This is a genomic window from Brevundimonas sp. TWP2-1 (assembly GCF_049897645.1).
Classification (GTDB): Bacteria; Pseudomonadota; Alphaproteobacteria; order Caulobacterales; family Caulobacteraceae; genus Brevundimonas.
The window spans coordinates 1,155,084-1,181,459 of the sequence record NZ_JAFCWR010000002.1 but is presented as its reverse complement, the minus strand read 5'-3'; the positions used below and the strand labels follow the sequence as shown (position 1 = coordinate 1,181,459).

Below are 26,376 nucleotides of genomic sequence, written 5' to 3'. Positions count from 1 at the left end.
AATGAATATATTTATTATTAGCTCAGGCTTCACTGATTCTTGGGTAGATGAATTCATCTCCAAGGCCAATGGAGCAGGGTTCAACTTTTTAGACACAAGAATAAATACCTCGCTCAATAAATCGGATTTCGAGAGTGAGCGGCCCGACTTTTTACTTTGTAATCTGTTGAATGCAGCAGATGCCTTTGCTCCAGCGCCTTGGATGGTGGTTTCCGACGACCCGGGTAATGGTGTCAGCTTTTTTGAGAGAAATGGGCTCTCTTTAAAAGAAGCGATCCAGCGGACGGCGAGCGAACACGCCGCATCTTCATTACTGTCGTCTTTAGGCGCGCCATGTTTTGATGTTCGAAAAGATATTATATATCTTGACGGCTTCGAAAGTTTTACGTTTGAACCAAAACGTAATGATGAGCCCAATCAAAGCTGTGACGTTTTGTCGATGTATGTACCCGGGTTTGCTGGGGAGACTATCTGGCCTCTGAGTCTATTTGAGACTGACTCCTCAGCCCAGCGCCTTAATAACAGCGTCGCGTTTGATCTCACAGGACGCAGCCGCTGGCTAATCCATGGGCCACATATAGATCTTCCACCCGGATACTGGGAAGTTCACGCAAAGATATTCGTGGACCCGTTTGGTTCACAGGCTAACCTGGTAGTCGACTGGGGCGTCGGGGGCGTGGATATCGTCTCGTGGAGTGGCGTCATAAAAAAACGAGGTTGGTATGACGTTAAGTTACGGAAGGAATGGTCTAATATTGGCGCTGCACAATTTAGGATTCTGACGCATCCGGCATTTGAGGGCAAAGTTGTGTTTGCCGGATGCTATATCAGGAGTTCGCCCAATTCTAAGTAAAGTAGAAGGTGGACGGAGGGCGGTCTTTTGTGTCAACGGCAATCAGCGATAAACCAAAGCTCTCAAGTATTCGCCGTAGGTTCCTTTTCCAGCCAAATTGGCTATCTTCTCAAGCTCAGATTGAGTGATGAAGCCTTTCTCGAAGGCCACCTCTTCGGGACAGGCGATCTTGAAGCCTTGGCGTTTCTCCAAGACCCGTACGAATTCAGCGGCTTCCAGCAGACTGTCCGGTGTTCCTGTATCGAGCCAAGCGTAGCCGCGTCCCATAATCTCGACCGACAGCTTGCCATGTTCGAGGTAAACGCGATTGACGTCGGTAATCTCCAGTTCACCGCGCGGTGAAGGTTTGATGTCTCGAACGACGTTCACCACGTCGGAATCATAAAAGTAGAGACCGGTAACAGCCCAGCTAGAACGCGGCGCGGCCGGCTTCTCCTCGATGGACAGGGCGCGCATATGTTCGTCGAACTCGACAACTCCGTAGCGTTCCGGATCATTGACGTGATACGCGAACACCGTAGCCCCATCAGGCCGATCCATGGCGCTGGTGAAGAGGTTATTTATGCCGTGGCCGTAGAAAATGTTGTCCCCCAAGATGAGCGCCGAGGGATTGGCTCCGACAAAATCCGCGCCGATGAGGTAAGCTTGGGCCAGCCCATCTGGGCTGGGCTGAACGGCGTACTGAATTTCCATTCCCCACTGCGAGCCGTCACCAAGCAATGTCTTGAAGCTAGGGATGTCTCGGGGGGTAGAGATAATGAGCACCTCCCGGATGCCTGCCAGCATCAAGGTTGACAGCGGATAGTAGATCATCGGCTTATCGTAGACCGGCATCAGCTGCTTTGACGTAACCAAGGTCATGGGGTGCAGGCGGGTGCCCGAACCTCCGGCCAGGATGATTCCCTTCATGAGAAGGTCCTTTCAGCGTGTAGTTCGGTGACGATCTCTGCGACGGCGTCCTGCCAAGATCGAGGCGTGATCGCGAAGTCTCGGGTTAATTTATCTGTCGCCAAGCGCGAGTTGGCCGGGCGCTTGGCCGGGGTGGGGTATTCGCGCGAGGCGATCGCTTCGACGGTCGCGGATGGTCCGCCGGATGCGCCGCTGAGCGCAAAAATCTCAGAGGCTAGCCCCGCCCAGGTCGTGTCGCCGGTGTTAACGAAGTGGTAGACTCCCGTCGGCGCATGCGGGTCAGCGATCATTTTTAATGTGACGGTCTTCAGGGCGGCGGCAATGTCGCGCGCCGAGGTAGGGCAGCCGTGTTGGTCGCCAACGACACGCAATACGGGCCGATCTGCAGCGAGGCGCAGCATGGTTTTTAGGAAATTGGCTCTGTGGACGCTCAGAACCCAAGCAGTGCGCAACACGACCGACCGAGGATTGCCTTGGAGGACTGCAAGTTCGCCCGCCAACTTGGACGCGCCATAAACGCCCAGCGGGCCCACCGGATCCGTCTCGACATACGGGCCATCCTTGGACCCATCGAACACATAGTCCGTCGAGACCTGGATCAACGGGATGCCCGCCTCCCGCGTCGCGTCGGCCAGAACGGCGGGTCCCATGGCGTTGGCCGCGAAAGCGACTGCCACCTCAGTCTCGGCTTTATCTACGGCGGTGTGAGCGCCGGAGTTAATCACGGCGGCGAATGGGGTAGCGGCGAGAACGGCGCGGACTAAGCCGGCATCACCCAAGTCCAGTTCGGCCCGTGACGGCGCGTGGAGGACCACATCCTGAGGCCAGTCGGCACTCTGCAGTTCGAGCCCCACCTGGCCGGCGCCGCCTGTGATTAGGATGTGTACAGGATCAGGCATTGGCTACGCCGAGACGCTGTGTCGAATAGCGGGCGTCCAGAATGTCTTGCCACCAGGCTTGGTTCTCTAGGTACCAAGCCACCGTTTGTTCGATACCCTGCTCGAAGGTCACCGACGGCGTCCAATTAAGCTCTGATCGGATCTTCGAGGCGTCGATAGCGTAGCGCTGATCGTGGCCTGGACGGTCTGTCACATAAGTGATCTGGTCGATGTATTTACCATCCGCCTTGGGCCGCAGCCGGTCCAAGATGGAGCAGATGGTTGTGACTACATCGATGTTCTTTTTCTCTGCGTTTCCGCCGACATTGTAGGTCTCGCCTGGAGTGCCGGTCTCAAACACGGCTTGCAGTGCTCGGGCGTGGTCATCGACGAACAACCAGTCGCGCACGTTCGATCCGTCGCCATAGACCGGCAGGGGCTCGCCGTTCAAGGCCCGGATGATGATCAGCGGGATCAGCTTTTCAGGGAAGTGATAGGGGCCGTAGTTGTTGGAGCAATTGGTTACCAACACCGGCAAGCCGTAGGTATGACCCCAAGCGCGCACCAGATGGTCTGACCCTGCCTTGGATGCAGAATAGGGCGATCGGGGATCATAGGGCGTGGTCTCTGTGAAGAAGCCGTCCTCGCCCAGAGAGCCGAATACTTCATCGGTCGATATATGGTGGAAACGGAAGGCCGCCTTGCCCGTCTCATCCAATTCTCGCCAATACCCGAGAGTTTGGTTTAGCATCACAAAGGTGCCGACCATATTGGTCTGGATGAACTCGCCAGGGCCGTCGATCGAACGATCGACATGGCTCTCGGCCGCCAGGTGCGCGACCACATCGGGCTTGAACTCACGCAGGGCCTTTGACACGGCCTCGGCGTCGCAGATGTCGGCTTGAACAAAGGAATAGCGCTCGCTGGACGCCGCCGTCTGAAGCGAACTGAGCACGCCAGCATAGGTCAGCTTGTCAAACACTAGAACTTGGTGATCCGTGTGTTCGATCAAGCGCCGCACGAGGGCCGAGCCAATGAAGCCGGCGCCGCCGGTGACCAGAATACGCATTGGGGGTCTTTCTGTTAGAGTAGGGGCAGCGGCTCAAGCGGCCAGCCATCATACTCAAAGGGGCTGTCGAATTCAGCCAGGGTGGGGAGGACCTTGTCCTTGTCAGACAAGACTGCGCCCGAAACCGGCAACGGCCAATCGATGCCGATTGTCGGATCGTTCCAGACGATGCCTCCATCGCAGTCCGGCGCATAGACGTTAGACACCTTGTAGGCGATTTCGACATCCGGTTGGAGCGTGACGAAGCCATGCGCGAACCCAATGGGAACGAACAACTGCTCTCCGCCCTCTGCGGTCAGTTTTGCGGCGACGTACTGCCCGTAGGTAGGCGACCCGCGCCGCACATCCACGGCGTAGTCCATGATTGACCCGCGCACGCAGCGAACAAGCTTGGCTTGGGCGTATGGGGGTCGTTGGAAATGCAGGCCCCGTATCGTGCCTTCGGCGGCAGAAAACGACTGGTTGTCTTGCACGAAGCGAGAATCAATACCCGCCGCAAGCGCAGACCCTTCAGAGTAAGTTTCCATAAACCATCCCCGTTCGTCACCAAACCGGCGAGGCTGAAGAAAAATTACGCGGCAGGGCATAAACGCTCGCTATTGATATAAAGTCGGTTGCAACGGCCTAAACGAAATGCGACCTCGGCGTCAATGTGTATGGCAGAGCCTTCACAGAGTGCGCGGCGCTGTGTGCGCTCTGGAGAAACAGACTTATGAACTTGAATGTCATCCCGCCGCGTGGTCGCAGGCTAATCTCTCGTCTGAGTGGCGGAACTATTGGGCGCAGTGCGCGACGAAAGGGCGATCTCGCACGCGGAGAAAAAAATTGGCTAGCTGCTGCTTCTCATTACCAGCGCCATCTTCTTCGCAGGCCGCGCGACTACGCAATCTGGGTGCAGCTCGGGCATGTGCTCAAGGAAGCGGGTCAGATCGGCCCGGCGAGTTCTGCGTATGCCAAAGCAGCCGAACTGAGATCGGACGATCCTGATCTAATGATGTCACGCGGTCACCTAGCAAAAAGAGCAGGAGACCTGCCGCAGGCCTCAAAATTTTACTTGATGGCCCATCAGAGCGGGGCAATTACAGACGCAAATGTCGAACTTAGTTCGCTTCTTGCTGCGGCCGATGTGGCGCGCGCGATCCTTCCTGCAGATCAGCCGGATCAATCGCAACCGAGTTTGCCGGAGGAGGCAATTGATACCGCGGCTCTCCCGGCCATCGTTGCCGCGCCAGTATACGCGACTCCGATGGAGCGAAAGCGGGCGCGGCAGATGTCGGATATTTCGGCAAGGCTAGCCAACATGCCGCCAGTGGACCTTACCGGCCCGCTGATATCAATTTTGACACCCGTCTACAACGTTGAAGAGCGTTGGCTTATTGAAATGGCGGACTCAATTCTTCGCCAGACGTATGCAAACTGGGAGCTTTGTCTGGTTGATGACGGCTCCACAAATGCATCGACTAGAGACGCTGTGGTGCGTTTGGGAGCTCACGACCCACGTATCAAGGTGCTGTTGCGACAGAACAACGGGGGGATATCGGCCGCATCTAATGACGCATTGGCCATGTCATCCGGAAGATATGTCGCATTAGTCGATAACGATGACATTCTAACGTCTGATGCTCTCGAAGAGATGGTTCGTGAGATAAACAGAACTGACCCAGACTGGCTCTACAGCGACGAATTTAAGGTCGATGAGAGCAATGTTCCTTCTGAGCTTTTTGCAAAGCCGGATTGGTCGCCGCTGTTTCTTTTGAACTATATGTATACTGGTCACCTGACGCTTTATCGGCGCTCGGCAGTTTTGAAAGCTGGCGGTTTCCGTTCTCAGTATGACTTTTCGCAAGACTACGACCTTGCGCTGCGCATGGCGGAGATGGACCTTAAGGTGGCTCACGTCGAGCGCTATCTTTATGGGTGGCGTGCAATCGAAGGGTCGGGCGCGGCCGGTGGGAAGCCTCATGCCCGCATCAGCAATTTGGCGGCCCTGCAGGATGCTGCCGATAGAAGGGGGTGGGGAGGAGAAGCGGTCGGGCTTCCGACATGCAATCGGTTGGTCCGCTCTGAAATTGATCACCCGCTAGTGTCGATCATAATCCCATCTGACAACATTGAAAACATCAAGACCACTATCGATTCCATTACGAGCAAGTCCACATACAAGAACTATGAAATAATCATAGTCACCAGATCGGAAACTATCGATCAGTTGAAGCGCGAGGTTTCAAATACTGCGGTTAAATGGGCTGCTTACGATTTGCCCTATAATTTTTCTGCGAAGTGCAATGCCGGAGCAGCGAGCTCTGCTGGCGACTACCTGATATTTTTCAACGACGACGTCCGTGTCATAACCCCTGACTGGATTGAGTGCCACATAGAGTATTTGGCTTTGCCTGGTGTGGGAGTTGTGGGGCCAAAGCTGCTGTATGAGGACGGCTCCATCCAGCATGCAGGCATAGTCACGGGTGTTCGGCGATTCACGGGGACGGCGTTTCACACATATCCTTCCAACACTTCTGCCCATTTCAATATGGCGCAATGCGTGAGGGAAGTGTCAGTTATAATTGGTGCGTTGCTCGCGATGCCTGCCAATGTCTTCAACGAGATAGGCGGTTATGACGCCCTTAACACGCCGATAAACCACTCAGATGTCGATCTATGCTTTAGGGCGCGTGAGGCTGGCTATAGCTGCGTCTATAATCCTCACGCAACGTTGGTGCATATTGGTCATATGTCTATTGGAGACGAGAGCTACGTCAAAACGCCGAAGAAAAAAGATACAGCCGATGTATTTTTATTGCGGCGTTGGAGCCAGTTTATCGCAAGAGATCCGTTCTTTACTCCAGCTATGCGAGACTTAATCTATATTGATTCTCAAGAAGAATTCGGTCTCCTTCTCCCTGACGATGAGCCGTATGATTCGTCTAGTTCGAGATCTGTGGCGATCATTTCGCATGATTTGACTGGAAGCGGAGCTCCAAAAGTAGCGCTCGATTTGGCCGTCACGCTTAAGTCCAGTGGGATGTTCGTTGTGGTGTTTTCTCCGACTGACGGCCCGATGCGGCAACGCCTGCTTGATGCTGGTATTGCGGTTGTCGTGGATGAATTGATCTTAACCGGGCACGATGCAGCGACCGCGCCGCTATCTCACTTCGACATCGTGATTGCGAATACGATCGTGTGTTGGCGTACGGTCAGCGCGATCAGCGATTTGGTGCCTGTCTATTGGTACACTCACGAGACGGCCCTAGTCGATCATTTTGCGGCCGAGCCTGGTTTCAAGGAGGCACTGCTCAAGCCGGCCGCAATCTGGTCCGGCAGCCGCCTGGCCGCTGAAGCGCTCGAGCCCTACGGCGCGGACCCTCTTGTCCTTGAGTATGGCGTGGAAGATGCGTCTGATGCTTTGGCACAAGTAAAAATCAGGGTGGGACTGTTCGGTTCGTACGAGCCAAGAAAGGGGCAGGATCTCGCTGTCAAAGCTATGCTGCTGCTGCCTCCTGAAGTTCAGTCGAGAATTCACTTCGTTGCATACGGGCGGACCTTGGACGCGGGGTTCCGAGATGCAGTTGGCAAGAAGGCGCGGGGCTTGGCCACGGTCGCTTTGAAGGGTGAGTTATCATACGGCGAGTATCTAGCCTCATTGCGTGAGTGTGATGTCGTTCTGGTGCCATCACGAGATGACACGCTGCCTTTGGTCTCTCTAGACGCCTTGTCCTTCGCAAAGACGCTTGTCGTAAGCCGCCAGACGGGAACGTCGGCATACCTTAAGGACGGCGTATCTGCGGTGATCCTGGAACACAACTCGCCCCAAGATATCGCCGCTGCGCTGACGAGGTTGCTGGCCGACGACGGAGCGTGTTCGCGGATCGGAAAAGCGGGAAGGAAAGTCTTTCTCAAGAACTTCACGGTCGATAGCTTCGCCAAAAGGCTTGATACGGCTTTGGCGATGCCCGTTAGAACGGCGAGCGCCTAACCATGCGGATCGCAGTGACTGGTGGTGGGGGATTTATTGGGAAAGCGCTGTGCCGCCGTCTCATAGCCGATGGCCATACGCTCATCTGTCTACGAAGAGCGCCAGGATTATTCGTCGAAGGCGCCGAGGTGTTGGTCGGGACGCTTCAGGAGTCCGACGCCATCTCTGCCCTAGTCAAGGATGCTGATGTTTGCGTCCATCTCGCGTCATCCAGTGGACCAGCAAACTCCAATGGGGATGTGTTGGCGGACCTGGAGCTGAATCTCCGTGGCGGCGTCGCGCTTTTTCAGAAGTGCGTCGAAGCGTCTGTTAAGCGTGTGATATTTACGTCATCTGGCGGAACGATCTATGGAGCGCCTGATCTACTGCCGACGCCCGAGACTGCGCTTCTGCGTCCAACGACGGCGTACAGTGCGGTTAAAGCCTCTCTGGAGGGCTATCTCGCCGTGTATAAATATCAGTTCGGTTTGCAGCATCGGATCCTTCGTCTCGCCAACCCCTTTGGCCCCTCGCAAGCAGCGGCTAAGGCGCAGGGGGTGATTCCCATATTCATTGACCGCATCCGCAACGGGGAGCCGATCGAGATTTGGGGTGACGGTAGCATAGTGAGAGACTTCATATTCATAGATGACGTAGTTGAGGCTATATCGACATGTTTGGATGATAGCGGTGACTATGAAACCTACAATATTGGATCTGGGATTGGCCGCACATTAAACGAAGTCATCTCAGCGATCGAGAAGGTGTCGGGAATAAGTTCTAACGTCATCTACAAGTCGTCTCGAAAATCTGATGTGCCTATAAATGTCCTTGATTGCTCTTTGGCGCACGCGCAGTTGGGATGGAGCGCTAAGGTCAATTTTGATCAAGGAATTGAGAGGACGTGGCGTGAGCGGCGCCGAACTCGCTAAATTTGTGTATCACCAAGAAATTATCTTAGATTTTTAGAGAGGTTACAGCCGATGGCTAAAAGTCTGGGAGAGATGTTGCCAATACTTCGTTGTCCTATCACTAAAGGTGAACTGAAGATCGAAGGCGACTGGTTGGTTAGCGGCGATCACCGTTATCCCGTAGTCGCTGGCCGTCCGATCCTTGTCAGAGATGTTAAGCCGTTTCACCTGGCTGCGCCGTCGGCACAAGTAATATCGCAAAATATTGACAGTTACTATCCGCCTGAATGGCTCCCATCTGATGGTGTATGTCTTCATCTAGGTTCGGGAAATGTACCGGCATCTGATCGCCGCGTGATATCGATGGACGTTCTACCAAACGAGAATGTTGATATCGTCGCTGAAGCCGAAGCTCTGCCGTTTGCCGATGGAGTCATAGATTTCGTCGTCTCTGGCGCGGTGTTTGAGCACTTACGTGACCCAATAAAATCTGTAAAAGAAGCAAGAAGGGTCTTGAAGGATGGGGGCAGGCTCGTCATCGACACTGCTTTTATGCAGGGATACCATGGATTTCCCAGCCATTACTTTAATCTAACGCCCCAGGCAGTTGAAACTCTTCTTTGCGACGATTTCATTCTCGAAGACTCGCAAGTACCAAAATATGCGGGTCCATCTAACGCTATACACACTCAGGTTGAGCGATATTTAGGATTCCTGCCTCCCTCATTGGCGACTGCGCTCAAGACTGGATCACTCACCGAATTTCTTGCGCATCTGTCCGATCACGATGGGTGTCCTGATCAATACATGACGGAGTACGCTAGACGAGCTTTAGCCGCGAGTTTCGTGGTGGTCGCCAGGAAGCCAGATGGTTATGATTTTTTGAAAAAATCTGACCATTCGTCGAGAACAGTGCGAGCCGAATTCTATTCGGCCAGAATGGCTGTTATTCATCGCCATCATGAAGTTTCACATTTTTTTGAACTGAGAGCAGGCCCGCTTGATTATGATATTCCCGAACTAGAACGGGGTTGGCTAAAGTCAACACTTGCGCGAAGCTTGGTTAACAATCCCTTGGATGTCGAAGAGTTTAGAGCAGCGGCGAACGTTCTGAACGGCTATGCAGAGGGCTTGGTACACACGCGGGATCGAGTGCTTGGTTCTTTAGCTGAACAATCCCAGGCGCATGAAGCTAGCCTAAATTTAGAAAGGCAGCGCCAAGCGAGAAAAGGGCCGAGATGGCAGCTTCAAAGATTCAGGCGCTGGATAAATCGAAGAGTCTTGATGCGAGCGAGCCCCAAGCAACCTTAGATATGAATGGTACATCAGCGTGACCCCCATCGACAAGCTACGCAACGCCATTTTGAGATTTAGCAGGCTCGCGCGCCGAGGTGGTCGTAAACAAGCTGATGTCGCCTTGCGAATTGGAAACCGTGCCGCATCTGAAGGAGACATGGCTCTTGCGATTGCCGCGTATCAGATGGCAAGCTCACTTGATCCTGCAAGATCTGGTCCCGCGCTAAAGCTTGCAAACACTCTGAAGGATATCGGAGCGACGGACGAGGCAATTGTTCGGTATCGTGAGATAATCGACAAAAATGGACCAAAAGCCAGTACTCTAATACACCTAGGTCATGCGCTACGGCAGGTAGGTAAGTCTGCTGACGCTATAGAGAGTTTTACCCAAGCATTAGAGCTTGACGAGAATTCTCGCGAAGCGCGCTATATGTTGCTGATAATGGGCGCCAACGGACGAGTTGCTAAGACTCTCTCGGGTCCCGATGTCATGCAGTCCGACCTCTTGAGGCTCGAAACCAGCCTTCAGAACGTTATGTCAGCTTTGAATCAAAGGAACGCCAATTCGACTTATCCGAGAGGTGCGTGGAACGCTTTCAAGCGAGACTTTCCGATCACTGATGCACCGTTAGTGGCTGCAAAAAAATACCTAGTAATCGTAGACGCGAGCGTCGGACACCCTGCGCTTTTGCGGCGCACGCTCTTGAGTTTGATCGATCAATCGGCTGATAATTGGACAGCAATCATAGTGGGGATGTCGGATAATTCTCACAGCGTCACATCATTTCAACGTACGGATGAGCGGATCAAATTTCAGAATGACTTTGATGGCTTGTTGGGCTCTGTCCATGCCGAAAGCTATGACGTAGTAGTATCGATCGCTGCAGGTACCATTCTTGATGATCGAGCTTTGTCATGGCTAGGTTGGGGCCTTAGCCAAACAGGTGCTGAACTATTGTATTGTGATCATGACCGGCTGAGAGAGCAGTGGTCTTGTGGTCGGATATATAGTGATCCAACTTTATATGGAATGGCGGATCCTGTATTGATGGAAGCTAAATCGCAGATGCCTTTACTTCTAGCCGGCAGCTGCAAAATATTTGATGAGCTGGCACGCTCATATTTAGAAGTTGTTGAGGGCGGCCGCGCAGATATTAACTATGTTCACTACAAGCTTCTCAAAAGTCGGATAGGAATTTGTCCTGTTCCACACATACCTCTGAGCTTGGCCAGCAAGCTAATTTTGCCTGATGCGGCATCGTTAATAGAAAGTAGTGAAACAATAAGACCAACACGAATTCTGGAGCGAGACGAACAGGTCTTGGATTTGCCAGTGACGGTGATAATACCGACTAAAGACCAGTCATCCATGCTCGTTGAATGTATAGAAAGTCTCTATGCCCGTAGCAAATCTCGGGCTCGCCTCGAGGTCATTGTCGTTGACAATAGAAGCGATCTTCCAGAGACGCAGGTCGCCATCGACCGAATGAAGCGCATTTATGGAATTAAAACGATAAGGGATGACGCAGGATTTAACTGGTCTCTGCTAAACAACACGGCTAGCTCAGGCGTGCAAGAAGGCATCGTCGTATTTTGTAACAACGATACCGTCATGTTGTCCGATGGGTGGGACGATCAGCTACGGCGTATTTTTTCTGATCCAAACGTAGGCGTAATCGGAGCACGCCTCTGGTATCCCGATGATCAGCAGCAGCATGCGGGAATTGTTTTGGGATTCGACAATGGCGCCCCGAAACATGAAGGTCTGTTTTCCCCTAGATCTGACAATGGACCAAATGAGAGGTGGAGTTGTCGCAGGGGTGCAGCTGCTGTGACGGGGGCTTTCCTCGCCGTCCCGGCCCAATTGTTTCATAAGACGGGAGGCTTCGATGAGGTTTCACTTCCGATTGGCTACAACGATGTCGATTTCTGCCTCCGTGTCCGAGAGCTCGGCTATATTGTTGTCTACGACCCAGAAATAGAACTCATTCACAGGGAATCAAAGACCCGTGGACTCAATGATACGCAGGCCAAAATAGCTTGGGACGAAGGTGAACTGTTTGAATTGCGCCGCAGGTGGGGACGGGCTGTTGTCGAAGATCCATTCGTTAGCCCGATATGGTCTCGTCACATTCACAGCCCATTGGGTGGCTACGCTAAGCCCAACTTTAGGGCGATGGTAGACTACGTTGAGCGGTCGAATAAGAGCAGGCCGTGGTCACTAAAACGAGTGGAAAATGGGCTTTTCAATGATGAAGCCGCCGATACACCTCTTTGATTCGCGCTTGGGTGCGCTCTGGAGAAAAGTGGAGCGCGCGTTTTCTGCCGTGGTGTTCGAGTGTACGTAATAGATCGTCGTCTCTGTCTAATGCTTCTATGCCGAGTTTAATGGACGCAACGCTAAATGGATCGACCAGAGCGGCTGCTGAGCCTGCGATTTCTTTCGGTGCTCCCAAGTTAGAAGTCATTACAGCAGTGCCTAATACCATCGACTCGACGATAGGTAAGCCAAAGCCTTCATATAGAGAGGGAAAAAGGGTAGCGCGAGCGCCCCTCACTAAACCTACCAGAGTTATGAGTGGAAGGTACTCTAGATAGATAACTCTTTTCGATAAGGGACTTTCCAATGCAATAACTTGTTGCATTAAAGATATTTCGTTTTCACGAAGCCAGCCTTTTCCGCCAACGATGACCAGTGTTCTCCTGGTCTCGGCCTGAGAAAAAGCTTCAAAGATGCGTCCGAGATTTTTCTTGGGTTCGATGTTTCCGTAGTGAATGAAGTAATCTTTCCATTTTAGGCCAAAAACGTCAAATAAGTGCGTGGAAACATCTAAGTCTGATAAAGCCAGGGCGTTCTTAGGTATGGATATCGATTGATAGACATTTGTAACTTTATCTTCCGGAACTCCGAAAGAGGATATGACATCATTCCTTGTGGTCTCGGAAACGGTAATAATGTGATCCGAAGTTGCGGCTGATTTTTTGAACAAATCGTAGAAGTTCTTTTTGTCTTCCGAGGTGCTATGAGGAAGCCGTAAGGGTATAAGGTCGTGAATTGTGCAGACGTTTACCGACCCTGCTGCGTGTAAGGGGAGTGGAGTAGTCCAATGGACTATATCTGGCTTGGGCGCGCCGGTGAAATGCAGGCGTGATGTGGTCCCGAACCGCTGAAATGCGCGATGGGAGGTGCGAAACAGGTCGCGGCTGCTCCAAAACGAGGCGGCAGGAGGTTGCGCGGCTCCGTCGTCTGGCCAAATCACACGGCCGGTACGCGGAATGAAATGAGCAGATACACCAACCGTGGCTGCCATTGTTCGAAGATAGCGGGAGGCACGCTTTGGAGGTTTTCCAGAGCGTTCGCTGTCAACCAGTATTGCTTCGTTGAGGGCATCGTCATTCCCTCTCTTCCCTTTTGGGCCATAAAGGACCTGCGTTTCGTAGCCGATGGCATTTAGGTCGATCAAAAGGTTGCGAGCATAGGTCGCAATTCCCGACCCTTGTTGAAGCGCAAGGTTAAAGCCATCAATACAAACTGTAGTCATCGGGACCCGTTCTTTTTTAGCTAGGAATTATGCGCGGCGATTGCCGGAGTAATCCGGGTAGGGGTTTAGGAGCCGTTACATCAACGCCGACCCTTTCAGCAATGCGGGGGTTTTGATCGTGACACCGCCCCCGTCCCCCGCTATCTCGCGCGCGTGATGAACGAAACAGAACGCCAGTCGGAAGAACGCAGCTGGGAGACGGCGAAGACGCTCGCCGAGGCCTTGCCGTATATTCAGGTCTATGACCGCGAGACCGTGGTCATCAAATACGGCGGCCACGCCATGGGCGAGAGCGCCGTGGCGCGACAGTTCGCGGCCGATGTCGTGTTGCTGAAGCTGATGGGGGTGAACCCGGTCGTGGTGCACGGCGGCGGGCCCCAGATCAGCGCCATGCTGGAAAAGGCGGGGGTGAAATCCAGCTTCGTCGACGGCTTGCGGGTCACCGATCCGGCGACGATGGAGGTCGCCGAGATGGTGCTGTCGGGCGCGGTGAACAAAGAGATCGCCCACTGGATCACCATGGCCGGCAAGGAGGCGGACGTGCGCGGTGTCGGTCTGTCGGGCAAGGACGCCGGCCTGCTGACGGTCGAGAAGACGCGCCGGACCAAGCGCGATCCCGACAGCATGATCGAGCACGAGGTGGATCTGGGCTATGTCGGGGAGCCGACCAAGGTCGATCCCAAGCTGATCAAGGGCCTGATCGCGTCCGAGACCGAGGACTGGGTGCCGGTCATCGCCCCGATCGGGGTCGCCGAGGACGGTCAGACCTACAACGTCAACGCCGATACTGTGGCGGGCGCCATCGCCGGATCGCTGAACGCCAAGCGGATGCTGCTGCTGACCGACGTGCCGGGGGTCAAGGGCGCGGACGGCGACATCATTCGCCAGATGACCCTGGAGGAGGCGCAGGCCCTGATCGACAGCGGCGTCGCCCACGGCGGCATGATCCCCAAGCTGGAAACGGCCATGGCGGCCGTGCGTGCGGGCGTCGAGGCTGTGGTCATCCTGGACGGTCGTCGGCCCCACGCCATGCTGGTCGAGCTGTTCACCGAATTCGGCGCCGGCACCCTGGTGAAGGCGTCTTGACGGATATCCATTCTGCATCCCTTGGGCATGTGCGGGCCTGGGTGTTCGACATGGACGACACCCTGTATCCGCGCGAGCAGGGGCTGATGCGGCTGGTCCAGGCGCGGATCAACGCCTTCGTGGTCGAGGCTGTGGGGCTGGAGCCCGAAGCGGCGGCGGCGATGCAGCGCCAGTTCCTGGACGAGCACGGCACCACCCTGGCCGGTCTGATGGCCAACTATGCGGTGGATACCGAGCGGTTCCTGCGCGAGGTGCACGATGTGCCGCTGGACGGGGTCGAGCCCAATCCGCGCCTGGCGGAACGGCTGAAGATCCTGCCCGGCCGCTGCTACGTCTTCACCAATGGCGCGCGCGACTATGCGCATCGGGTTCTGGAGCGGATCGGGATCGCCGACTGTTTCGCCGACGTCTTCGCCATCGAGGACGGGGATCTGACGCCCAAGCCCAATCCCGCCACCTTCCGCCGGATGCTGGAACGGTTCGACATCGACCCGCATCAGGCCGCCTTCTTCGAGGACACGCCCAAAAATCTGGAGCCAGCCAAGGCCCTGGGCATGGCCACGGTCCTGATCGGCGACGGCCACGGCAAGCCGCTGGGGGACCACATCGACCATGTGGCCCCCGACCTTCTCGACTTCCTCTCCGACCTGACCTTCAAGGACGCCGCATGACCGATCTGTCGCATCTCGAATCCGTCGTCGAGGCCGCCTGGGAACAGCGCGCCGAGGTGTCCGCCGCCACCCACGGCGAGGTCCGCGACGCCGTCGAGACGGCGCTGGCCCTGCTGGATTCCGGCCAGGCGCGCGTCGCCTCGCGCGGCGAAAACGGCGTCTGGACGACGCATCAATGGCTGAAGAAGGCGGTGCTGCTGTCCTTCCGCCTGAACGACAACCAGATCATGCGCGCCGGCCCTGCGTCCGTTATGCCTTTGTCGGCGGACCATCCTGCGGCCGTCGGACCCTTCTGGGACAAGGTGCCCAACAAGTTCGGCGACTGGACGGCGGCGGATTATCAGTCGGCTGGCTTCCGGTCGGTCCCCGGCGCCATCGTTCGCCACGGGGCCCACATCGCCAGGAACGTCGTGCTGATGCCGTCGTTCGTGAACATCGGCGCCTTCGTCGACGAGGGCTCGATGGTGGACGCCTGGGCCACGGTCGGCTCGTGCGCCCAGATCGGCAAGAACGTCCACCTGTCGGGCGGCGCGGGCATCGGCGGCGTTCTGGAGCCGCTGCAGGCCAATCCGACCATTATCGAGGACGGCTGTTTCATCGGCGCCCGCGCAGAGGTGGCCGAGGGCGTGATCGTGCGCGAAGGCGCGGTTCTGGCCATGGGCGTCTATCTGTCCGGTTCGACCAAGATCGTGGACCGGGCGACGGGCGAAGTCTTCCGCGGCGAGGTGCCGGCCTATTCGGTGGTGGTGCCGGGTGCGCTGCCTGATCCCAACGGCGGGCCGTCGCTGTACTGCGCCGTCATCGTCAAGCGGGTAGACGCCCAGACGCGGGCCAAGACCGGCGTCAACGAACTGCTGCGCGACTGATCAGGCGGCCGCGCGGGCGGCTTCGATCGGGGCCCCTTCGATCGAGGGCGCATCGAAAGTGGCGTGAAGGGTGAAGGTCGATCCCTGGCCGGGGATTGACGTCACCGTGATCTCTCCGTCCATCAGAACGGCCAGGCGTTGGCAGATGCTGAGGCCCAGGCCGGTGCCGCCGAACCGGCGCGTGGACGAGCCGTCCACCTGGGAGAAGGGCTGGAACAGGCGCGACAGATCGTCGTCAGCGATGCCGATGCCGGAATCCGAGACACTGAGGCGCAGGGCGATGCGGCCTTCGGCGCTTGGTTCGCTTTCGACGACCAGACGAACCTCGCCTTGCGGCGTGAACTTGATCGCATTGGCCAGAAGGTTGTGCGTGACCTGGGCCAGACGCAGCGGGTCCATCTTCAGAAGGGGCGGAAGATCGCCTCGGATCTCTGTCGCGAAAGTCAGACCGCGCGCCTCGGCCTGGGCCTTGAACGGCCCCGTCAGCCGGGTCAGCAACGTGTCGGTCTCGATATCGGCGATGTCGAGTTCCATCTTGCCGGACTCGATCTTGGTGATGTCCAGGATGTCGTTCAGCAGCACCATCAGACCTTCGCCCGAGTTGCGGATCACGCCGACGAACTCCTTTTGACGGTCGTCCAGGCTGGACATCTGCAGCAGTTGGGCCGCGCCCAGCACCCCGTTCATCGGCGTACGCAGCTCGTGCGAGATGACGCCCAAAAAGTTGGATTTGGCGGCGCTGGCGGCGTCGGCCCGGTCGCGCGCCGTCTCCAGCTCTGCGATCAGCTCGGCCTGACGGCGGTTTACGGCCTCCAGGTCGCCGTCCTTCATCTGGGTGATGGCGACCTTGATCACCAGGGCCAGGGCCAGGACGGGGACCGTGCTGAGCACCACCCAGAATCCCGGCGTGCCCCAAAGATGGGCGAACAGGATCGCCACCACGATGGAATAGGGGGCGGAGACGATCAGAGCCTCGCGCGGCGCGGCGCGCATCTGGGTGAAGACCAGAACATAGCCGGCGATAAGCAAGGCGACGCCAAGCGGCACGCCGTAGGTTCCGCCATGGAGGAAGGCCAGCAAGGGCGCGGCCGCCCAGGCGAAGCAGGAAATGGTGGCGGCGACCAGCTTGATCCGCCCGTGCATCGCGGCGTCCGACATGACCAGACCGCGCTCCACGAAGGTTCGCAGCAGGCCCGAAAGCGTCGCCGCGACGAACCAGGCGGCGGCGGTCTTGAAGTCGGTGACGGTGAAAAGGGCGACCGCCCAGCTGGCGATGATCCAATACCGCATATGTCCGGCTTCGATCAGATACTGCAGAAAGGTCCGGTCTCGGGCGGTCTTGGGGTGCGTCATCGTCAGGGTCTCTCGGGCCGATGACGCAACTTCGGTTGCTGTCGCCTAAGATACGGTGAACGCTGACTTTTGTAGAGGTTCTGTGTCCGGTTCCGGACTCAAGGCTTGAGAAGAAAAGGCGGAGGCGGTCGCGAAACCGCCCCCGGGTCGATCAGGCGGCCGTCTTCATGGCGGCGGCGTTGACGGCGGCGTCGGCGATGCCGGTCAGGTCTTCGTCGGTCTGGGATTCCTCCTGCAGGGTTTCGTCCAGCAGGGCGGCGGCGTCCTTCATCCCCAGCACCAGAGCCCAGCGCTTCAGCGTGCCGTAGCGGGTGATCTCATAGTGTTCGACCGCCTGGGCGGCGGCCAGCAGGCCGGCGTCGAGGGCCGGGGTGTCCTTATATTCTTCCATGATTTCCTCGCCCTCGGCCAGGATGCCTTCGATGGCGTCGCAGGTCTTGCCGCGCGGGGCCTTGCCGATCAGTTCGAAGACCTGTTGCAGGCGTTCGATCTGGCCTTCGGTCTGGTCCTTGTGCTTTTCGAAGGCAGCCTTCAACTCGGGCGACTGCGCCGCACGGGCCATCTTGGGCAGGGACTTCAGGATCTTGCGCTCGGCGTAATAGATGTCCTTGAGCGTGTCGTGGAACAGGGTGTCGAGGGTTTTCTCGGCCATTGGGGTATCTCGCTGTTTGTGATGAAGCGCAGGGGCGCACCCCATCACAAGCGATCCGTTCGGTTTGCGTTCCTCTGTTCGGTTTCGCGCGCAGGCTGCGAATACCTAGGCCTCAAGCGCCTCCCGCTCGGCGGCATGCCAGCGCCAGGCCGTGCGAACGATGTCGTCCAACGTCCGCGTCGGCCGCCAGCCGAGAACCTCGCGCGCACGGCTGTTGTCGGCCACCAGACAGGGGGCGTCGCCGGGCCGGCGCGGCGCGGTCTCGACGGGGAAGGGCCGGTTGGTCGTGCGGCGGATGGTGTCGATCAGTTCCGCGACCGTCGTGCCCGTACCGGTGCCCAAGTTGAAGACCGTCGTCCCGCCGCCGTCGAGCAGGTATTTCAGCGCCCGCACATGGGCGTCGGCTAGGTCCATGACGTGGACATAGTCGCGCACCGCCGTGCCGTCGCGGGTGTCGTAGTCGTCGCCGAACAGCTTGAACCCCTGACGCTGGCCCAGCGCCGTCTGGAGCGCCAGCGGAATGGCGTGGGTCTCGGGGTGGTGGCGCTCACCGATCCGGCCCTCTTCGTCGGCGCCGGCGGCGTTGAAGTAGCGCAGGCAGACCGAGCGGAAGCCGGCATGTGTCGAATAGTCGGACAAGGCCTGTTCGACCATCAGCTTGGTGCGGCCATAGGGGTTCAGCGGCGCCTGGGGATGGGCCTCGTCCATCGGTAGATAGACCGGGTCGCCATAGGCGGCGCAGGTCGAGGAGAAGACCATCGCCCCGATCCCGCCGCGCCTCGCCGCCTCGATCAGTGTCAGGGCGCCGACGACATTGTTGTCATAGAAGCGGCCCGGCGCCTTGACCGATTCCCCGACCTCGATCAGGGCGGCGAAATGCAGGACGGCGACAGGCCTGTGTCTGGCGATCACCGCATCCAGGCGGGCTGCGTCGCGGATGTCGCCGATCTCAAGGTCGCCCCACTGGACGAAGGCCGCATGGCCGTTCGACAGACTGTCGTAGACCACCGGCGTGAAACCGGCCTGGGACAGGGCGAGGCAGGCGTGCGAACCCACATAGCCGGCGCCGCCCGTGACCAGGATGGTGCTGGGCATGCCCGCTCTCCCCATCGACCCTTGCCGGGACAGACACGGAAGCGTGCTGAAGCCAGACGCCTTATGCTAAACGACAGCCTGGGGTGAGTCTATAAATCAATCTCTGGTTTCTTCTGGCCTCAGATCCGGGGGGGTCGCCTCGTCGGTCAGGACGCGGATGGCCTCCTCGACCGTGACAACCGTCTGGGCCTGGGAGCCGAGGCGGCGGATGGCGACCAGGCCCTGTTCGGCTTCCTGGCGGCCGACCACGGCGATGACCGGCACCTTGCCGACCGAGTGTTCGCGCACCTTGTAGCCGACCTTTTCGTTGCGCAGGTCGATCTCGGTGCGCAGGCCCGCCGCCTTGAACCGGGCCATGACGTCGCGGGCGTAGTCGTCGGCGTCCGAGGTGATGGTCGCGACCACGGCCTGGGTCGGGGCCAGCCATAGGGGGAAGGCGCCGGCGTAGTTCTCGATCATGATGCCGATGAACCGCTCGAAGCTGCCCAGGATCGCCCGGTGCAGCATGACCGGACGGTGCTTCTGACCGTCCTCGGCGATATAGGTGGCGTCGAGGCGTTCGGGCAGGACATAGTCCAGCTGGATCGTGCCGCAGGTCCATTCGCGGCCGATGGCGTCCTTGACGATGAAGTCCAGCTTGGGCGCGTAGAAGGCGCCGTCGCCCTCGGTCACGACCGGCTCGGTCCCGGCCGCGCGGGCGGCTTCGGCCATCAGCGCCTCGGCCTTGTCCCAGAACTCGTCGGAGCCGGCGCGGTTCTCGGGCCGGGTGCCCAGGCTGATATAGGCCGTCTCCATCCCAAGGTCGGCGTGGACGCTGCGGGCCAGCTTGATGAACTCGGACGTCTCCTCGACGATCTGGTCCTCGCGGCAGAAGATGTGGGCGTCGTCTTGCGTAAAGCCGCGCACCCGCATCAGGCCGTGCAGCGAGCCCGACGGTTCATAGCGGTGGCAGGCGCCGAACTCGGCCATGCGCAGCGGCAGTTCGCGATAGGACCGCTGGCCCTGGTCGAAGATCTGGACGTGGCCGGGGCAGTTCATCGGCTTGAGGGACAGCTCCTCGCCCTCGACCGTTTCGCAGACGAACATATTGGGCCGGTACTTGTCCCAGTGTCCGCTCTGTTCCCAGAATTTGCGGTCCAGCACCTGGGGCGTCTTGACCTCGACATAGCCGGCGGCGTCCAGGCGGCGGCGCATATAGGCCTCCAGCACGCGCCACAGGACCCAGCCCTTGGGATGCCAGAAGACCATGCCTCGGCCCTCTTCCTGCATGTGGAAGAGCTCCATCGCCTTGCCGACCCTGCGGTGGTCGCGCTTCTCGGCCTCTTCCAGACGCTGCAGGTGGGCGTCTAGGTCTTCCTTGGTCGCCCAGGCGGTGCCGTAGATGCGCTGAAGCTGTTCGCGCTTGGAATCGCCGCGCCAGTAGGCGCCGGCCAGCTTGGTCAGTTTGAACGCCTTGCCGACGTGGCGCGTCGAGGGGAAGTGCGGGCCGCGGCACAGGTCGATCCAGTCGCCCTGTTTGTACAGGGTGATGGTCTCGGTTCCCGGCAGGTCGCGGATCAGCTCGGCCTTGAACTTCTCGCCGCGCGCCTCGAAGAATTTGATGGCGTCGTCCCGTTCCCAGATCTCGCGCTCGAACTTCGCGTCGCGGTCGATGATCCGGCCCATTTCCTTCTCGATGGCGGCGAAGTCGTCGGTCGAGAAGGGCTCTTCGCGGAAGAAGTCATAGTAGAAGCCGTCCTCGATGGCCGGGCCGATCGTGACCTGGGTTCCCGGGAACAGGGTCTGGACGGCCTCGGCCAGGACGTGGGCCGTGTCGTGACGGATCGTATAGAGGGCGGCCGGATCGTCGCGCATGATCAGGCGAAAGTCGCCGCCCGTCTCCAGCACCCGACCCATGTCGCGCTGCTCGCCGTTTAGCTCGGCCAGCACGGCCTTTTTGGCCAGGGACGGCGAGATCGAGGTCGCCACGTCGCGCGCCGTGGAGCCTTCGGGATATTGGCGAACCGCGCCGTCGGGGAATTTCAGGTCGATCATGTGTCAGTCTTTGGCTTTTCTCTTGCGCGATCCGCCAAGGCGGCCTCGCGTGACGGCACCGGGTCGTATCCCGACCCGCCGAAGGGATGGCATTTACAGAGCCTGCGCACTGTGAGCCATCCCCCCTTGACCGGTCCGTGCTGGATCAGGGCGTCTCGCCCATAGTCCGAACAGGTCGGCAGGAACCGGCATTGCTGGCCGATCAGGGGAGACAGCGTCAGCTTGTAGCCCCGATGGGCCGCGCGCACGCCGCGTTCGTAGAGAGACATCACGTCCCTTCGCCGGGGGCTGGATGGGTTCGTCGCGCTTATCCCCCGTCAGCGCAGGGGGATCAACCGGTCGTGCCCGTCAGGCCGCGCCGGCGAGACGCGTTCGGGCGGTCAGGGCGTTTTTGACCGCCTCCAGCGTCGCCTCGATTGAGACAAGGGTCGAGGCATGGCGCGCGGGATAGTCGGCGACCTGTTTCAGGACGCGAAGATCCTCGAACCGGCCGGTCGGGCCTTCGCCGCCGGACTTCAGCATGGCGGACATGGCGTCGCGGGCTTCGGCGATTTCTTCGACCGACGCGCCGATCACGGACTGGCCCAGCACCCCGGCGGCGGCCTGACCCAGGGCGCAGGCCTTCACGTCCTGGGCGAAGCCGGCGATGCGGCCTTGGTCGTCCAGCGTCACATCGACTGTCGCCCGCGACCCGCACAGCTTCGCCACTCGTTCGCCAGTGCCTTGCGGCGCAGGCAACCGTCCCGCATGCGGCAGGTTGGCCGCCAGCTTAAGGATGCGCGCGCTGTAGAGGTCGTCGATCATGGGACGAAGATAAGATGCGTAAGGGCTTGGGGGAAGTCGCAGGAAACCTCTCCCTCCCCGGAACGGGGAGGGAAATGATGTGTCAGACCTTAAACGTCAGCGTCCCGTCCGCCCCCACTTCAAGCCTGGCATCCGCATAGTTCGCCAGTTTGGGGTGATCCGTCTGAAGCGGATGGGTCCAGGCGGCGGTGACGACAATCACGTCAGCGCCAGCGGCCTCGCCGGCTTTGATCCCGGCCTCGGCGTCCTCGAACACCAGGCAGTCGGCGATGGCGAAGCCCAGAGCCGCCGCAGCCTTCAGATAACCGGCGGGGTCTGGTTTGCCGCGTTCCACGTCCTCGGCGGTGATCATGACGGCGGGCGGGGCCACCCCGGCGGCTTTCAGTCGGGCGCGGGCCAAAGGGATCGAGGCGGAAGTGACCACGGCCCAGCGGTCGGGCGGCAGGCGTTTGACGAAGTCGATGGCGCCGGGAATGGGAGCGACGCCCTCCACGTCCTCGATCTCGCCCCGTTCGACCCAGGCGACCTCGGCGTCCAGGTCGATGTCGGGCAGGTTCTGGTTGCGGATGGTGTCAATGGCCCGCACCCCGTGCATGACGGACAGCAGGGCCTCGACGTCCAGGCCGTGACGTCCGGCCCAGCGGGTCCAGACCCGCTCGGCGGCGAGCGTCGAGGTGATCAAGGTGCCGTCCATGTCAAACAGGAAGGCCTGATAGGCGCGGGGCGTGGGGAGGGAAGTCATGGCTTCATCCACCACGCGCGCGGCCCGATCGCAACGGGCGGATCAGCCGCCTTGTAGCGAATTCCAGGTACGGGCTGTGTCGGTCGTCGGCGTGTCCGCCGGTGCGCCGCCGCTGGACGGCGCGGCGCCGGCCGTGCCGCGCGCGCGCAGCCAGCGCAGGTTCTGCTCGGCCTGTTCGGGCGGAAGCTCGCGGCGCAGGATCTGTTCGGCCTCGCCCATCTTGCCCTGCAGGCCCAGCACCATGGCCAGGTTCTGGCGCACCTTGGCCGAGGCGGTGGGCTGGGCCACGGCGCGGCGCAGCAGGGTCTCGGCGCCCGGCGCATCGCCGTGGGTCAGGGCGGCGGTGGCGGCGTTGGTCAGGACATCGGGGTTGTCGGGCGACAGGGCCAGGGCCTGGTTCCAGGCCGCGCGAGCGTCATCGGTCCGGCGCACCTGTTCATAGGCCACGCCCAGGAGCGAATAGGCGCGCCAGTCGCGCGGCGCCTGATTGCGGGCCTGTTCCAGGGGCGCGACGCCATAGAAGGCCTGGCCCCGCGCGATATGGGCGCGGCCCAGCTCCAGCAGGGCGTCCAGATTGTTCGGCTGGACGGTGAGGGTCGCCTGGGCGGCCTCGGCGGCCTGGTCGTAGCGGCCCAGTTCGCGCAGCGCCTGCGCCAGCTTCACCCCCGCGACCGCATCGGTCGGGTCGGCTTCCTGTTCCGACGCCCAGAAGACGGAGCGCGACAGGGCATCCATCCGGTCATAGGTGGCGCGGACCTGCGCCGAGGACGGCGCACGGGTCTGGGCCGATGAGGCCGGTGTCGGATCGGCCGCCAGGGCCGGTCCGCCGGACAGGGCGATCAGGGCGACGGTTGCGAGAAGGGCGGGCATGCGCGACATGGGGCGGGTCCAGGCGGTCCTTGGGTCTTGCCTCTAGGGTCGCCTGTTCACGTCAACTGATGGTTAACTTCGTTTCGAGGGCCGCATGTCCATCTCGCATCCCCTGCTGGTTTCCGCCCAAGACGGCGACGGCGCGATCCCGATCCGCTTCGTTCAGCCGGGCGGCGCGCTGGACGGTGCGTCCCGCCGCTGGGGCGAGTTGCACGGGTTCGAGGGCAAGGCGGGCCAGCTTTTGGTCGTGCCAAGCGCGGACGGCGAGGTCGCCCAGGTCATGGTCGGAACGGGGGCGACTTTCGATCCGATGAGCGTGCGGGGCCTTTCGGCGCGGTTGCCCGGAGGCCTGTATCGTCTGGCGCTGGCGGCCGAGGACGCGGAACTGGCGGCCGTGGCCTTCCTGCTGGGGGCCTATGTGTTCGACCGCTACAAGGCCCGGCCTGATCCGGCGCCGGTCAGGCTGGTCGCGCCGGACGGGGTGGATGTCGCCGAGGTCTCGCGCATCGCCGCCGCCTGCGCCTTGGCGCGCGAGATGGTCGACACCCCCGCCGCCGACATGGGGCCGCTGCAGATCGAAACCATCGCCCGCGAGATCGCCGAGAGCGCCGGGGCGACCATCACGGTCACGACCGGCGACGCCCTGCTGGAAGAAAACTATCCGGCCGTCCACGCCGTCGGCCGCGCGGCCGCCCTGCACCGGGCGCCGCGCCTGATCGAGATCGGCTGGAAGTTGGACCAGACCGACCTTCCACTGGTGGCCCTGGTCGGCAAGGGGGTGGTGTTCGACACGGGCGGTCTCGACCTCAAGCCCGCCGCCGGGATGCGCAACATGAAGAAGGACATGGGCGGATCGGCCCACGCCCTGGCCCTGGGACGGCTGGTCATGCAGGCGGACCTGCCTGTGCGGCTGGTGGTCATCGTGGCGGCGGTTGAGAATGCCGTGTCCGCCGACGCCTTCCGCCCTGGCGACATCCTGAACAGCCGCAAGGGCCTGACCATCGAGATCGGCAATACGGACGCCGAAGGGCGGCTGATCCTGGCCGACGCCCTGACGCGGGCGGGCGAGCACGAGCCCGACCTGACGCTGGACTTCGCCACCCTGACCGGGGCGGCGCGGGTCGCGCTGGGGCCGGACCTGCCGCCGCTCTATACCGATGATGAGCCTTTGGCCGCCGGCCTGCTGGCGGCGGCGGGGCAGGTGCGCGATCCTCTGTGGCGGATGCCGCTGTGGGCCGGCTATCGCGGCGCGCTCGACACCGAGATCGCGGACTTGAAGAACGATCCGTCCGCCTGGGCCCAGGCGGGTTCGGTCACCGCCGCCCTGTTCCTTCAGAAGTTCGCGCCGACGACCGGCGCCTGGGCGCACATGGACATCTTCGCCTGGAACCCTCGCGCGCGGCCCGGCCACCCCGAAGGCGGCGAGGCCCAAGCGTTGAGGGCGTGCTTCCAATACCTGAGAACGCAGTTTTGTTGATTTTCTTTCGCAAAGGCGTCGGCCGTTAACGGCCCCTAAGCCATCGGGGGATAAGGCTGTGGGCTCAATCACGCGAGTTCACGTTGACAGACGTTCTCGATCTTCTTCCGCCCGGCGACCGCCTTGCTCGCCCCGACCTCGCCGAACAGGCGCTGGAAGGGCTGGTGCGTGCGGACGCCTATCGGGCGACCGAAGCCATGCACTGCCGCGCGGCCGTGGCGGACATCCTGTCCGACGCCGACGGGCGGATCGATCAACTGCTGCACGGCGAAATCTTCGACGTTCTTGATCGGGCCAACGGCCGGGCATGGGGCCGGGCGCGCCGGGACGGCGTGGTGGGCTGGGTGGTGCTGGACAGCCTGTCGAGCGGCGCGCCCCTGGCCGCCTATCGCGTCGCCGCCGTGGACGCCGCCCTGCCGCTGAATGCCTTGGTGATCGAGGTGAAGGCGGGTCTGGACCAGGCCGACCTTCAGCCGATCGGGGAGTTCGAAGCCGATCTGGTCGCTGTGGCCGAACGGCTGCTGGGCCGCCCGCACGAGCTGGGCGCGCGGTCTTCGATCTCCACCGACTGTTCCGGTCTGGTGCAGCAGGCCCTGCTGGCATGCGGCCTGCCGGGTCCGCGCCGGTCGAACGCCCAGGCCCAGATCGGGCAGGCGATCTCCGCGTCGGACATTGAGCGCGGCGACATCGTCGTCTGGTTGGCGCCGAACGGCGATCAGGACTGGACCGGTCATTCGGCCCTGGTGCTGGACGGCGAACGGATCATTCATGCGACGGGCGGCAAGGGGGTGGTCGTCGAACCCTTGGCAGAGGTCGAGGCCCAACTGATCGCCGACGGTTTCGCCGCCGCCGTCTTCCGCCGCCTTTAGTCGCGCATCGTCCGCATCGCGCCCAACCGGGCGAAGGCCAGGGTCAAGGCCTTGCGTCGTGCGGGCGCCAGAGCCGTCACCGGCGCCTCACGCACCACCGCCCCGCCGAAGCCGTCGGCGACGATCAGGCCCGGCTCGTCCGGCAGGATGTCTTGCGGAAACTCGGGCGCAACGGCGAAATAGAAGGCGTCGCAGAACGGCCCGTATTCGTGCCATTTGCGATCGACGCGGTAGTCATCCACGCCCGACTTCACCTCGCAGATGACGATGTCGCCCTTGCGCCCAATCGCCATGACATCGGCGCGGCGACCGTTGGGCAGGCAGACTTCCAGCAGCGGCGCATAGCCCATGTCCATCATCAGACGCGCCGCGCCGCGCGTGACCGATTGCGTAGTCTGGGGGCGGCTGAAGACGAGTTCGAGATGGGCGACGGCGGACATGCCGACA

General features: G+C 60.1%; 24 protein-coding genes. 10 read left to right on the top strand and 14 right to left on the bottom strand.

Going from position 1 to position 26,376, the window contains the following annotated elements; translation table 11 throughout:
* The first annotated feature begins 1 nt into the window (after position 1).
* On the top strand, positions 2–853 hold the full coding sequence (locus ACP7BH_RS16150) for a hypothetical protein (RefSeq protein ID WP_425986885.1): 852 nt from the start codon (positions 2–4) through the stop codon (positions 851–853).
* Between the two features lie 42 nt (positions 854–895).
* Here ACP7BH_RS16150 and rfbA read toward each other — a convergent pair whose 3' ends face one another.
* Genes rfbA through rfbC form a run of 4 tightly spaced genes read right to left on the bottom strand, consistent with a single transcriptional unit; the run spans position 896 to position 4,296 of the window.
* Positions 896–1,762, bottom strand: a complete 867-nt coding sequence (gene rfbA, locus ACP7BH_RS16145; protein WP_425986884.1) for a glucose-1-phosphate thymidylyltransferase RfbA — start codon at positions 1,760–1,762, stop codon at positions 896–898.
* Complete coding sequence (rfbD, locus tag ACP7BH_RS16140; protein ID WP_425986883.1) at positions 1,759–2,661, bottom strand: dTDP-4-dehydrorhamnose reductase; 903 nt, start codon at positions 2,659–2,661, stop codon at positions 1,759–1,761. The genes rfbA and rfbD overlap by 4 nt, the downstream gene beginning before the upstream one ends.
* Positions 2,654–3,709 carry a dTDP-glucose 4,6-dehydratase gene (gene rfbB, locus ACP7BH_RS16135; RefSeq protein ID WP_425986882.1) on the bottom strand — a complete coding sequence of 352 codons (1,056 nt, stop codon included), beginning with the start codon at positions 3,707–3,709 and terminating at the stop codon, positions 2,654–2,656. The genes rfbD and rfbB overlap by 8 nt, the downstream gene beginning before the upstream one ends.
* Before the next feature lie 14 nt (positions 3,710–3,723).
* Positions 3,724–4,296: a dTDP-4-dehydrorhamnose 3,5-epimerase gene (gene rfbC, locus ACP7BH_RS16130; protein ID WP_425986881.1), complete on the bottom strand. Its 573-nt coding sequence runs from the start codon at positions 4,294–4,296 to the stop codon at positions 3,724–3,726.
* Between the two features lie 125 nt (positions 4,297–4,421).
* Between rfbC and ACP7BH_RS16125 the strand changes: the two genes are divergently transcribed.
* Genes ACP7BH_RS16125 through ACP7BH_RS16110 form a run of 4 tightly spaced genes read left to right on the top strand, consistent with a single transcriptional unit; the run spans position 4,422 to position 12,146 of the window.
* Positions 4,422–7,682 carry a glycosyltransferase gene (locus ACP7BH_RS16125; RefSeq protein WP_425986880.1) on the top strand — a complete coding sequence of 1,087 codons (3,261 nt, stop codon included), beginning with the start codon at positions 4,422–4,424 and terminating at the stop codon, positions 7,680–7,682.
* Positions 7,683–7,684: 2 nt separating this feature from the next.
* Positions 7,685–8,593: an NAD-dependent epimerase/dehydratase family protein gene (locus ACP7BH_RS16120; protein ID WP_425986879.1), complete on the top strand. Its 909-nt coding sequence runs from the start codon at positions 7,685–7,687 to the stop codon at positions 8,591–8,593.
* Between the two features lie 51 nt (positions 8,594–8,644).
* Entirely contained in the window at positions 8,645–9,883 is a 1,239-nt protein-coding gene (locus tag ACP7BH_RS16115) for a methyltransferase domain-containing protein (protein WP_425986878.1), read from the top strand.
* A 19-nt stretch (positions 9,884–9,902) separates the two neighbouring features.
* Complete coding sequence (locus tag ACP7BH_RS16110; RefSeq protein WP_425986877.1) at positions 9,903–12,146, top strand: glycosyltransferase; 2,244 nt, start codon at positions 9,903–9,905, stop codon at positions 12,144–12,146.
* On the opposite strand, the gene ACP7BH_RS16105 is transcribed toward ACP7BH_RS16110, so the two are convergent.
* The gene (locus ACP7BH_RS16105; protein WP_425986876.1) at positions 12,115–13,410 is read right to left on the bottom strand and encodes a glycosyltransferase family 4 protein; all 1,296 of its coding nucleotides are present in this window, start codon (positions 13,408–13,410) and stop codon (positions 12,115–12,117) included. The two genes, ACP7BH_RS16110 and ACP7BH_RS16105, sit on opposite strands and share 32 nt — an antisense overlap.
* Before the next feature lie 156 nt (positions 13,411–13,566).
* Between ACP7BH_RS16105 and argB the strand changes: the two genes are divergently transcribed.
* The 3 genes from argB to dapD are packed head-to-tail and all read left to right on the top strand — an operon-like array spanning position 13,567 to position 16,033.
* Positions 13,567–14,496, top strand: a complete 930-nt coding sequence (gene argB / locus ACP7BH_RS16100) for an acetylglutamate kinase (RefSeq protein WP_135194182.1) — start codon at positions 13,567–13,569, stop codon at positions 14,494–14,496.
* Complete coding sequence (locus ACP7BH_RS16095; RefSeq protein ID WP_425986875.1) at positions 14,493–15,167, top strand: pyrimidine 5'-nucleotidase; 675 nt, start codon at positions 14,493–14,495, stop codon at positions 15,165–15,167. The genes argB and ACP7BH_RS16095 overlap by 4 nt, the downstream gene beginning before the upstream one ends.
* Entirely contained in the window at positions 15,164–16,033 is an 870-nt protein-coding gene (dapD, locus tag ACP7BH_RS16090; RefSeq protein WP_425986874.1) for a 2,3,4,5-tetrahydropyridine-2,6-dicarboxylate N-succinyltransferase, read from the top strand. The genes ACP7BH_RS16095 and dapD overlap by 4 nt, the downstream gene beginning before the upstream one ends.
* On the opposite strand, the gene ACP7BH_RS16085 is transcribed toward dapD, so the two are convergent.
* The 8 genes from ACP7BH_RS16085 to ACP7BH_RS16050 form a co-directional block, all read right to left on the bottom strand.
* The gene (locus ACP7BH_RS16085) at positions 16,034–17,386 is read right to left on the bottom strand and encodes a sensor histidine kinase (RefSeq protein WP_425986873.1); all 1,353 of its coding nucleotides are present in this window, start codon (positions 17,384–17,386) and stop codon (positions 16,034–16,036) included.
* Positions 17,387–17,537: 151 nt separating this feature from the next.
* A complete protein-coding gene (locus ACP7BH_RS16080) occupies positions 17,538–18,038 on the bottom strand; it encodes a ferritin-like domain-containing protein (RefSeq protein ID WP_425986872.1) in 501 nt (166 codons plus the stop codon).
* A gap of 105 nt (positions 18,039–18,143) precedes the next feature.
* Positions 18,144–19,133, bottom strand: a complete 990-nt coding sequence (gene galE / locus ACP7BH_RS16075; protein WP_425986871.1) for a UDP-glucose 4-epimerase GalE — start codon at positions 19,131–19,133, stop codon at positions 18,144–18,146.
* Between the two features lie 96 nt (positions 19,134–19,229).
* Complete coding sequence (gene thrS / locus ACP7BH_RS16070; protein ID WP_425986870.1) at positions 19,230–21,167, bottom strand: threonine--tRNA ligase; 1,938 nt, start codon at positions 21,165–21,167, stop codon at positions 19,230–19,232.
* Positions 21,164–21,436 carry a membrane protein insertion efficiency factor YidD gene (gene yidD / locus ACP7BH_RS16065; protein WP_425986869.1) on the bottom strand — a complete coding sequence of 91 codons (273 nt, stop codon included), beginning with the start codon at positions 21,434–21,436 and terminating at the stop codon, positions 21,164–21,166. Before yidD ends, thrS begins: the two co-directional genes overlap by 4 nt.
* A 79-nt stretch (positions 21,437–21,515) precedes the next feature.
* A complete protein-coding gene (locus ACP7BH_RS16060; protein WP_425986868.1) occupies positions 21,516–21,971 on the bottom strand; it encodes an iron-sulfur cluster assembly scaffold protein in 456 nt (151 codons plus the stop codon).
* 82 nt (positions 21,972–22,053) lie between these two features.
* Positions 22,054–22,713, bottom strand: coding sequence for an HAD-IA family hydrolase (locus ACP7BH_RS16055; protein ID WP_425986867.1), 660 nt, complete (start codon positions 22,711–22,713; stop codon positions 22,054–22,056).
* 42 nt (positions 22,714–22,755) lie between these two features.
* Positions 22,756–23,592, bottom strand: coding sequence for a tetratricopeptide repeat protein (locus ACP7BH_RS16050; protein WP_425986866.1), 837 nt, complete (start codon positions 23,590–23,592; stop codon positions 22,756–22,758).
* An 85-nt stretch (positions 23,593–23,677) separates the two neighbouring features.
* Between ACP7BH_RS16050 and ACP7BH_RS16045 the strand changes: the two genes are divergently transcribed.
* Positions 23,678–25,060 (top strand): leucyl aminopeptidase family protein, encoded by a 1,383-nt coding sequence (locus ACP7BH_RS16045; protein WP_425986865.1) that lies wholly within the window; start codon positions 23,678–23,680, stop codon positions 25,058–25,060.
* Between the two features lie 83 nt (positions 25,061–25,143).
* On the top strand, positions 25,144–25,929 hold the full coding sequence (locus ACP7BH_RS16040; RefSeq protein ID WP_425986864.1) for a C40 family peptidase: 786 nt from the start codon (positions 25,144–25,146) through the stop codon (positions 25,927–25,929).
* Here ACP7BH_RS16040 and mmcB read toward each other — a convergent pair.
* Positions 25,926–26,369, bottom strand: coding sequence for a DNA repair putative endonuclease MmcB (gene mmcB, locus ACP7BH_RS16035; RefSeq protein ID WP_425986863.1), 444 nt, complete (start codon positions 26,367–26,369; stop codon positions 25,926–25,928). The genes ACP7BH_RS16040 and mmcB overlap by 4 nt on opposite strands.
* Between the last annotated feature and the right edge of the window lie 7 nt (positions 26,370–26,376).